Raw genomic sequence first — 10,488 nt, 5'->3', positions numbered from 1 at the left:
TATCCTCGAGAAGCAGCAGTATCTTCTGATTGTGGAGACATGGGTCCCTTTATTAAAGGGGAAGAAGGCCTTTCTCTGGGCAAAGGCAAGCCCTCTTTATGACAGCAAGGGGGACATCGTAGGCGCCATCGAGTCGATCCGCGACATTACCAAGCGCGAGCGACTGGAGGAATTGCTGCGAATGAGTGAAGAAAAATACCGGCAGCTTTTCGCAACGGTACCGGATGCCATCTACATTTTTGATGCGGATACGCGCCGGTTCATCGACGTAAATGAGAGCACCTTGAGACTGTACGGCTACACCCGGGAGGAATTTCTCAAGATGAAACTTGCAGACATCACCGCAGAACCGGAGGAGTCAGAGAAAGTTGTAGAGATAACGCTCATCGGGAAAAAGCACACAATACCGCTTCGCTATCACAGGAAAAAAGACAAAACAGTGTTTCCCGTGGAAGCATCCACGAGTGCGTTTGACCTGGGGGGACGGAATGTAATCTGTGTTGTGGTCCGTGATATTACCGAACGCATACTGGTTGAGAAGGTAATAAAGGAGAGCGAGGAAAGATACCGCACGTTGTTCGAGAGAACGGCAAATCCTGTCGTGGTTATCGATACAGAGGGAAATTATATCACGTGCAACAATGCGGCACTCCAGTTCTTTCAGTGTACGAAAGATGAGCTTTTGTCGAGAAATATACTCGATTTCATTCCACCGAACAAAAAACGGCATGAACTTGAAACACATAAATCCTTGTGGGAATCCGGTGGGTCTGTGGAAACTGAATACTACATCCGTGGCAAGGTCAAGTTTATGGAGATGACCATTACACCAACAATATTGCAGGATAAGAATGTGGTTTTGGTGATAGGGAAAGATATTACCAAGCGAAAGCAGGCGGAAGAGGCGCTGCGGGAGTCGGAGAGACGGTTAGCGGATATTATTGATTTTCTGTATCCTCGAGAAGCAGCAGTATCTTCTGATTGTGGAGACATGGGTCCCTTTATTAAAGGGGAAGAAGGCCTTTCTCTGGGCAAAGGCAAGCCCTCTTTATGACAGCAAGGGGGACATCGTAGGCGCCATCGAGTCGATCCGGGACATAACCGAGCGCAAGCATGCAGAGGAGGCATTGGAAAAAAGGGAAATGGAGCTTGAAGCTAAGACAAATGAGCTTGAGGACCTGAACGCGGCCTTAAGGGTTTTGCTGAAACAGAGAGAAGAGGATAGAAGCGAGCTTGAACAAAATGTATTATCGAATGTTAAAGTACTTATTCTGCCGCATATAGAGAAGTTGAAAACCGGTATGGATATGAAGAGCATGTCGTATGTCAATGTCCTTGAATCGAATCTGAAAGATATCATATCCCCCTTTGCCCAAAAATTGTCGGTTAAATATTTAAATCTTACCAATAGAGAAGTGCAGATTGCCAATCTTATCAAAGAGGGAAAAACTACGAAAGAGATCGCGTCGTTTCTCAATGTTTCCGATAGTGCGGTTAATGTTTACCGCTATCATATCAGACGTAAACTGAGCCTGACAAAAAAACATAACCTTAGTTCGTACCTGACGTCCCTCACGTAAATATTAATTTATTCTTAATATTATCTATAAACCTTTTAATATTGCCTTTTCATTTTTGTTCCTATAATAAAATAAAAGAAAATCGAGCATTCCTAAAAGTAACTCTCAACTCAGGAGGGGGACATAAATTAAAACGGAGGTTTTAATAATGAAGGTCTTTCTTTCAGAAGCATGTCTCTCACACCTGTTTGTATTCAGAAAAACAATAATGACAGAGTCTTTCTTGAGGCCATGCGTGGATGTCCATGACCTTTTTAATTGAGGAAACAAGCGGAGTATGGATATTTATCTAAGCATTCAGGGAGAAATACAATTTATGTAAGGGGGTGATCATCGGCTTAAAAAAAGTGTAGTGCGATAAGCGGATTGAGGAAAATGTATAATTACTGTCATTAAGAATTAAAAAAGGAGGATGACATTATGGCAGGAGCATTGCGGCCTCGTTGGGGGCAACCCATGACAGGCATTATTTCTACCATAGCATTTTTTGTGATCGCGTGGATTACCTGGTATATTTTAAGCGATCCTCGTGGGCCCGTAGGTTGGTTTCCTTACCCGATGGTTATGATACTCGCCGTGATGATTTTGGTGGGGTTATGGCAGCACATGTTTTTGGGTGACTGGCCCTTTCAGAAGTTATCGCCAGCCGTCAGAGGCGTTGTTATGACCATCGCGAACGCGGCCCTCACATGGTTTGTTATCGAAGTGATTTTTTATCGGATTTTTGGTATAGGGTTCAATTTCTTGAGCCAATCCAATCTTAATGAACTGGCAGCCGCAGGGGCGATAGTGTTGCCCGACGGGAAAATAATTACCTTGGAGGTAATGCAAAAAGCGCACCTTGCGCAGAGTGCAATCGTGGGATTTGTTCTGATCGGATTCTTCTCGTATCCGTTTGTGACAATCTACTTTGGTAAATGGCCGATCCGTCCCAGCAACCTTGAGCAGCCTGCCGCCGGTTTCGCCGAGATCGGTTGGTGCAGCCTGCTCACCCTTTTCTTCTATGTAGTACTTATCGTTCCTTTCTTTGGTCTGGTCTGGGGCAAGATGTTCGGTACTTCTATTGGATTCAACACTCCCTGGTGGGTCGGTCTGTCGGGTGGCACTCCCCATGTGTATTGGGTCTTTGGCTGGTGGGAGTGGATGATCATCATCCTCTTCATGACGCCGAATGTCTGGCGCATGAAACCATGGTCGCTCATCAAACTTCCCCAGCCCGCGAAAGGTCTGGTTTCTTTTGGTATAACCGTTGTCCTTGGATATCTCATAGCCCTGTTTTGTTACAACACCATTCCGCTTTGGGCACCGATGGATCAAGTTCTTCACGCAATACCCGCGGGGGATAAGGGGAACCCGGCGCGCTTCCTGTGGATACATGCAGCTGAAATCGCCGGTATGACCCTGATCCCGTTCCTCCAGTGGCACCACTATTTCGATGACATGTGCCCCCAGAAGGATGTAGATTCCTGGGGAGGTTTCTGGTTTAGAACAGCAGGTGTGCTTATTTTAACAGTAGTTCTGTACGTGTGTTACTACTACATAAACTTCGGTTACTGGGGACTGGGTAACGAGCATATGCACGGCGATATCGGTCATAGATTAGCTCACGGTGAGTCCCTCATCTGGAATTTCTGGTGGATCATCCCGCTCCTCTGGAACGAATGGTTCTTCCACAAATGGCCATTCTATGTCCATGATGAGCATCATTAATTAATTGGTATGGAGGTAAAGGGGATTGACGTCTCCTTTGCCTCCGGCTAAACGTATCCTGCACATCAACAGAGATTGTGATTCAGGGAACAGGAACGGTTTACGATTGGGAACAGTTTTTTTGAAAGGAGAAAGTTATGGCGAGAATTCGAGGAAAAGCTAAAAAAGCTGAAATTATGACGCTTGAGGAAGCGGTCAAGAAATATATGCACGATGGAATCATGTGCGCCTTCAGCGGGTTCACAGCATTCAACAGAAACCCGATGGCATTTACCTGGGAGACTGTAAGGCAGGGATTTAAAGACCTGCATGTTATGGACAGGCACGGCAGTGCCTGCACCTGGCTCCTCAACACTGTCGGCGCCATTAAGATTTATGAAACCGACTGGATGGGCTGGGGCGAGATGGCGGGAAAACTTGATATTAACATGGAACGGCTCTACAAGACAAAGAAGATATTGCTCGAGGATTACTCTCATGGCGCCATGGCCATGAGGTTTCTCGCCGGCGCCATCGGGGCGCCCTTCATTCCCTATTATGCGCCACAGGGATCGGATCTCTACAATCCGGACTATGATGCGCTGGGGAAGGCAGGCCTCAGAAATGGTAAAAATCCCAGGATTGCGAAGAAAAAGTTCATACAGATTGAGGAACCCTTCTATGGTGATGGAGAGGTCGTCCTTCTTCCCGCGGCAAGGCCGGAGCTGGCAATCATCCACGTATCCCAGGTGGGTGATAAGGGAACGGCGCGGTGGAGAGGTATAGGTACGATTGATAAGGAAATTTCCTTCGCCTGTGACAAGGTTGTCATTACCGCTGAAGAAATTGTTCCCGAGGCGGAGATGAGGAAGGATCCTGAAGCCAACCAGATTCCCTTCTTTACTGTGGATGCCATTGTGGAAGTGCCCTGGGGAGCTTTCCCAAGTGGTGTTCCCTTCTTCTATGACTATGACGCGCCGTTTATGAGGGAGATGGATAAGGCATCAAGAAACCCTGAAGATTTGAAAAAATGGCTCGATGAGTGGGTCTTTGCTCCGAAGCACTGGGAAGACTTCATTGTGAAGCTCGGTGCGAAGAAATTATTGTCTCTCAAAGCGGACAGCACCACCGGATACAGCACCAAGATGATGCGGGGAAAGAATCCGGCGCCCAGGATGAAGATGCCTTTATCTGTCGCTCGAAGTGGTTATTAAAGGAAAGGGGGGAAATGAAAATGGCTAAATCGATGGAAGAATTGATGGAATTGATCGATAAAATGCCCGATGAGCCGGCGAAGGCGGGTGAATTTATTCTGCCGGAATTGATGGCGATTGCTATTGCTCACGAAGTCCTGAATGACGATATTGTCTTTGCCGGTACGGGACTTCCCATGGTGGGGATTATGGCAGCCAATATGCTGAATGCACCCAACGCGGTGTTGATCTATGAATCAGGAATCTGTGATGGTAAAACCATGCATGTGCCCATGTCCGTCACCGACCAGCGGGCGGCATATCTGTGTTCCACCATTGGCGGGCTGGTTGATACCTTTGGATACTATCTGCAGCAAGGCTTCGTGACCTTAGGGTTTCTCGGAGGAGCTGCAATTGACAAGTATGGAGGAGTCAATGTGACATCGGTCGGGGATTACTATAACCCGACACATCGCTTCACAGGTTCCGGAGGGAATTCCGATATAGGAACCATGTCGAAAAGGGTCGCGTACATCATCCTCCAGGAGAAAAGGAGGTTCCTCGAGAGGAATGATTATACAACAACACCCGGCTGGTGGTGCTGGGATTTCAAGACACGGGAGTGGAAACCGAAGAAGGAGGTCTGGAAGGGGACACCCTTCGCGGATTGCGGACCATCGGGAGTAGTAACCAATATGGGCGTATACCGGTTTGATGAACAGGGAATCATTTACCTGGAAACCTTACACCCCAGTATCACTGTGGAGGCGGTCAAAGAGAATTGCGGGTTTGACTTGAATGTTTCAAAGGTCAACGGTGAGACGCCACATCCGACCTACAAAGAGCTCTTCGTCCTCAGAGAGTTCGTTGATCCGGAATTGATCTTCCTGCCCGCAAAAACGGAATATCCGTCCATGATCAAAGCGATCATTGAAGGGTAAGAAATAATCAGGTTGAAGAAAATAACTCGAATGTACACCCTGTCACCCTGCCGGTTAGGCAGGGTGGCAGGATTATAAGAAAGGAGGAATGGTTCTGAATTTAGATCTGATAGAAGAGCAAATAATCATTCAGGACACAGCACGGCGATTCGCAAAAACAGAACTGGAGCCGGTAGCGGCGCGGCTCGACCAGGTGGGAGATCGGGAAACCTTATTAAAAAATTTAAGGAAACTCGCCGAACTCGGTCTGATGGGAATCAATGTGAAGAGCGAATATGGAGGGTCTGAAGCCGGTGTGGTGGCCTTCAGTTTGGCGGTCACAGAGATTGCAAAGGCATGTGCCTCGACGGCAGTGACCCTATCGGTCAATAACATGGTCTGTGAGGTGATCCAGGCAATTGGATCTGAGGAACAGAAAATGGTTTACATCCCGAAGATCTGTTCCGGCGAATACGCTGCCGGCGGGTTTGGTTTGACTGAAACCGTGGCCGGTTCCGATGCGGCAGCCCTTCAGACCAGCGCAATCCTGGACGGCAATGAATGGGTTCTCAATGGATCAAAGATGTTTATTACCAGTGCTGAATATGCGGGTGTTTTCGTTGTTTGGGCGGTGACTGACAAAAGTGCGAAGAAAGGCAGCGGCATCAGTACATTTCTGGTGGAAAACGGCGCCCCTGGTCTAACCATTGGAAGAGAAGAACACAAAATGGGGCAGTGTGCCTCAACAACAAACGAACTCATCTTTGAAGACTGCCGGATACCGAAATCGGCCCTTATGGGAAAATTAAATGGCGGCTTCAAGACAGCCACGGGAGAACTGGCGGGCGGACGTATCGGCATTGGATCTCTAGGTTTAGGTATCGGACTTGCCGCCATGGATTATGCCACACGATACGCAATGAATAGAAGGCAATTTGATCAGCCGATAACAAATTTCCAGGCTATCCAGTGGATGATTGCAGAATCCTATACGGAACTTGAGGCATCAAGGCTTCTCCTCATGAATGCCGCATTTAAAAAAGAACAGGGAAAACCCTTTGCAAGAGAAGCATCGATGGCAAAATATTATGCAACGGAAGCGGCTGACAGGGCCTGTTACAATGCCATTCAGATGCTTGGGGGATATGGATACACAAGAGAATTCCCCGTCGAACGTTACGCGAGGGATGTCCGGGTTACATGCATCTATGAAGGGACCAACCAGATACAGAGGATGATTATTGCCAGGGATATCCTGAACAGCCTGAAGGAATAGAAATAACCTGGTCTAAGGTTTCCAGGGCAGAGTGGTTTACAGCTTGGATATGATGAGAGGGCAGTTGAGGACTTTTTAAGTCATTACAGGAGTTGAAAGCTTTCACTCGCGCAGTTAATTGAAAGTACGCAATATTTTGCGCATGCAAAAGTCTATGGCTGCAAAAACTAAATTGTACATAAGGTCATAAAAAAATTTTGACTGTTCATTATCAAAAGTCGCTTTGAAATTGTCTTTAAAAAGCGCTCAAAGTATAACTTAATTTTTTTGAAGACAACAGTCGGTTTTTGTAAAGCTCTAAAATAACGGGGGCAGGAATGGAAAAAGTGCCGCAGAAACTGGAAAAGACCAGGGCCCAGATGTATGCAAATGCTCCAATTGCAAAATTAGGTGAGAGAAAACCGGATTTTGCGACAATGGGACGGAAGATAAAAAATCAATACAGGAATGTTAGAGAAGTTGTCGTTGTAGAAGCATGCCGGACTCCATACGGCAGATTCGGGGGGGCGCTGAAAGACTTTACCGCTCCTGAGCTTGGGGCCTTGGCGATAAAAGAAGTTGTAAGGCGAACGAACGGAAAGGTTAAACCATCGGATGTGGATTATATTTTTATGGGGCAGGTTGTACCCGCCGGTTGCGGTCAGATTCCCAGCCGGCAGGCTACGATTCTTGCGGGTATTCCGGAGTCTGTTCCCTCTATTACGATCAATAAAGTGTGTTCTTCGGGAATAAAACCCATTGATCTGGCAGTCCAGATGATTCAACTGGGAAGGGCTGAAATTTGCATAGCCGGCGGCCAGGAAAGCATGAGCAATGGTCCGTATGCTCTCCCCGAGATGAGATGGGGGGCGAGGATGGGACTCCCTGACCGGTCAGTCGTTGATTTAGTTGTTTACGATGGACTGTGGGACGCATTCTATAACCGGCATATGGCCATTCACGGCTCTGAAGTGGGTGATGAATTCGGAATTACACGGCAGGATCAGGATGAATGGGCTCTGCATTCGCAAATGGCGGCGGTTGACGCCATGAAGACGGGAAAACTGGATGATGAGATATTCCCTGTAGAGGCAAAGCAGGGGAAAAAGATTGTTATCGTCGATAAAGACGAAGGGCCGCGACCGGAAACGACCATGGAAGGTTTGGCAAAATTGCCGCCGGTTTTCAACCATAAAAGCCCGGTAACCGGAGGCCCCGGCAGTGTTACCGCCGGCAACGCACCGGGCGTCAATGATGGCGGAGATGTTTGTCTCGTCATGAGCAGGGAAAAAGCGGATGAACTGGGCGTAAATCCCCTGTTTACCATACTGGATTACGCCGAGGTTTCACAGCCGCCGAAGGATATTGCGACAGTGCCGGGACTTGCAATTAAAAAGATTCTCGATCAGAATGAAATGACCCTCGATCAGATAGATCTTATAGAAATTAATGAAGCCTTTGCCGCCGTTGTCTTGGTCAGCGCCCGCTGTATTTTGGGCATGAGCAAGGAAGATATGTTTAAAAGAGTCAATGTAAACGGAAGCGCCATAGCTTATGGTCACCCTATCGGTGCGACGGGCGCCAGAATCGTCATGACCCTTGCCTATGAGTTGCGGCGCAGAGGCGGTGGGATCGGTGTATGCGGAATCTGTTCGGGTCATGCTCAGGGTGACGCGATGCTGATTAAAGTATCTTAAGGATTCAAGGGGTCAAGGATTCGAGTAAAGTACTTAGAGGCTATAAAAAGGGGTCAAGGATTCAAGTGCATGGTTCAAACACTTGGACCCTTTAATCCTCGAACCCTTAAACCCTTTTTGCAGCTATAGGGGAGAAGAACCCAAAAATATAAGTTATTGAGGAGGCAGTGATGGCAATTAAAACATTCGGTGTTATCGGTGCCGGTCAGATGGGGAACGGCATCGCCCAGGTTGCGGCGAGTCCCGGTGGACTTAATGTTATTATGAACGACATTGCAGACAAATTTGTCGATAAAGGGTATGATACAATTGCAAAAAACTTAGACAGGCTTATTGCCAAGGAAAAGCTCACGGCCGCCCAGAAAGGGGAAATAATGGGCCGCATCAAGAAGAGTACCAGCCTGGAGGACATGAAGGATGCCGATTTTGTTGTAGAGGCAGCAACGGAAAGAGAAGATCTCAAGCTTGATATATTTCGAAAACTCGATGGAATCTGCAAACCGGAAGTGATCCTGGCTACCAATACATCGTCCATACCGATCACAAGGATAGCCGGTGTGACAAAGAGGCCTTCTTTAGTCATCGGGATGCATTTTATGAACCCTGTTCCCGTGATGAGGCTTATTGAGATCATCAGAGGTCTGGCTACGTCTCAGGAAACATACAACACAACAGAGGCGCTTTCCAAACAATTTGGGAAAGTGCCTGTGGAGTGCAATGACTTTCCCGGATTCATAGCAAACAGGATTCTCATGCCTATGATTAATGAGGCCGTGTACGCTCTTATGGAGGGGGTTGGCACACCAAAGGCCATTGACGACATCATGGTTTTAGGCATGAATCACCCCATGGGTCCCCTGGCCTTAGCCGACCTGATCGGACTGGATACGTGTTGGGCCATCATGGATGTTCTTCACAGGGGATTCGGGGATTCCAAGTACCGTCCCTGCCCACTGCTGAAAAAATATGTGGATGCGGGATACATGGGGAGAAAAACGGGAAGAGGATTCTACGATTATAGCAAGTGATTTATAAGAATATATTAAAAAAGGGGAACAGAGATGGAATATAAAAACCTCTTGTTTGAAATTGAAGGGGGTATTGCCACGATAACCTTCAACCGGCCAAAGGCCCTGAATGCCATGAATTCCGAGACGATGAAAGAACTTTTTGATGCAGTAACATGCTGCAAGAATGACGACCTTATCAAAGTAATCATTCTGACCGGGGCGGGAGAAAAGGCCTTTGTGGCGGGTGCTGACATAGCGGAGATGCAAAACCTGAAGCCCAAGGAGGCGCTTGCTTTTATGGAATTGGGCAATGAGACATTACGGTTGCTTGAAACACTTTCCAAGCCATCCGTTGCAGCAGTGAACGGTTTCGCATTAGGCGGCGGTACGGAAATTACCATGGCCTGTGATATGCGTTTTGCCTCGGAGACAGCCCGTTTCGGCCAGCCTGAGATTCTGATCGGACTGATACCGGGGTGGGGCGGAACCCAGAGGCTTCCGCGGTTAATCGGTATGGGAAGGGCCAAGGAACTTATCATGAGCGGCGAGATGATCGATGCAAAAAGGGCGTATGAAATCGGCCTGGTAAACAGGATTTTCCCATCTGATCAACTTCTCGCGGAAACGAAAAAGTTCGCTGGCAAGCTGGCAGGTATGCCCGGTTTTGCCCTCAAGATGGCCAAGCATGCAATTAATTTTGGTTACGATCTTTCGCTCGACAATGCCATACGATTAGAGGTAGAATGTTGTGCCCAGTGCTTCAGCACGGATGATCAGAAAGAAGGGATGAAGGCCTTCCTCGAAAAGAGGAAGCCGGTTTTCACAGGAAGTTGATTTGCTGTTTTATAAGTTATTTTAATAATATATCATTGTAAGGGGGTTATGAGCCATGAATTTTGGTTTAACAGAGGATCAGCGAGATGTAAAAGATATGATAAAGAAGTTCGCGGAACAGGAGATTAAACCGATCGCCGCAGAACTGGACAAAACCCACAGGCATCCCGAAGAAATCTGCCGCAAACTGGGCGAAATGGGTATTATGGGCGTTGCCGTACCTCAGGAATACGGCGGGGCGGGCATGGATATCGTGACGTATGTTCTCTGTATGATCGAGATTTCCAAAGCCTGTGCAAGCTGCGGAGTG

The 10,488-nt window shown here is 47.6% G+C and carries 10 protein-coding genes; all 10 read left to right on the top strand.

Features of this window, described 5'->3' with window-relative positions; genetic code table 11:
• Nucleotides 1-1,054 (top strand): PAS domain-containing protein (locus tag NTW12_10290; protein ID MCX5846723.1); only part of this gene is annotated, 1,054 nt, incomplete at its 5' end.
• Entirely contained in the window at nucleotides 984-1,580 is a 597-nt protein-coding gene (locus NTW12_10285; protein ID MCX5846722.1) for a LuxR C-terminal-related transcriptional regulator, read from the top strand. The genes NTW12_10290 and NTW12_10285, both read left to right, overlap by 71 nt.
• A gap of 558 nt (nucleotides 1,581-2,138) precedes the next feature.
• Nucleotides 2,139-3,290: a hypothetical protein gene (locus NTW12_10280; GenBank protein ID MCX5846721.1), complete on the top strand. Its 1,152-nt coding sequence runs from the start codon at nucleotides 2,139-2,141 to the stop codon at nucleotides 3,288-3,290.
• 137 nt (nucleotides 3,291-3,427) lie between these two features.
• The gene (locus tag NTW12_10275; GenBank protein ID MCX5846720.1) at nucleotides 3,428-4,483 is read left to right on the top strand and encodes an acyl CoA--acetate/3-ketoacid CoA transferase subunit alpha; all 1,056 of its coding nucleotides are present in this window, start codon (nucleotides 3,428-3,430) and stop codon (nucleotides 4,481-4,483) included.
• Between the two features lie 20 nt (nucleotides 4,484-4,503).
• Nucleotides 4,504-5,403, top strand: a complete 900-nt coding sequence (locus NTW12_10270) for an acyl CoA--acetate/3-ketoacid CoA transferase subunit beta (GenBank protein ID MCX5846719.1) — start codon at nucleotides 4,504-4,506, stop codon at nucleotides 5,401-5,403.
• A gap of 94 nt (nucleotides 5,404-5,497) precedes the next feature.
• Nucleotides 5,498-6,658 carry an acyl-CoA dehydrogenase family protein gene (locus tag NTW12_10265; protein MCX5846718.1) on the top strand — a complete coding sequence of 387 codons (1,161 nt, stop codon included), beginning with the start codon at nucleotides 5,498-5,500 and terminating at the stop codon, nucleotides 6,656-6,658.
• Nucleotides 6,659-6,975: 317 nt separating this feature from the next.
• Nucleotides 6,976-8,334, top strand: a complete 1,359-nt coding sequence (locus tag NTW12_10260) for a thiolase family protein (protein MCX5846717.1) — start codon at nucleotides 6,976-6,978, stop codon at nucleotides 8,332-8,334.
• Nucleotides 8,335-8,504: 170 nt separating this feature from the next.
• Nucleotides 8,505-9,362 carry a 3-hydroxybutyryl-CoA dehydrogenase gene (locus NTW12_10255; GenBank protein MCX5846716.1) on the top strand — a complete coding sequence of 286 codons (858 nt, stop codon included), beginning with the start codon at nucleotides 8,505-8,507 and terminating at the stop codon, nucleotides 9,360-9,362.
• Nucleotides 9,363-9,395: 33 nt separating this feature from the next.
• The gene (locus NTW12_10250) at nucleotides 9,396-10,178 is read left to right on the top strand and encodes an enoyl-CoA hydratase-related protein (GenBank protein ID MCX5846715.1); all 783 of its coding nucleotides are present in this window, start codon (nucleotides 9,396-9,398) and stop codon (nucleotides 10,176-10,178) included.
• A gap of 55 nt (nucleotides 10,179-10,233) precedes the next feature.
• The coding region (locus NTW12_10245; protein ID MCX5846714.1) for an acyl-CoA dehydrogenase family protein at nucleotides 10,234-10,488 on the top strand (255 nt) is incomplete at its 3' end.

Source organism: Deltaproteobacteria bacterium (assembly GCA_026388545.1).
Taxonomy (GTDB): Bacteria; Desulfobacterota; Syntrophia; order Syntrophales; family UBA2185; genus JAPLJS01.
This window is presented reverse-complemented; position numbering and strand designations above follow the sequence as displayed.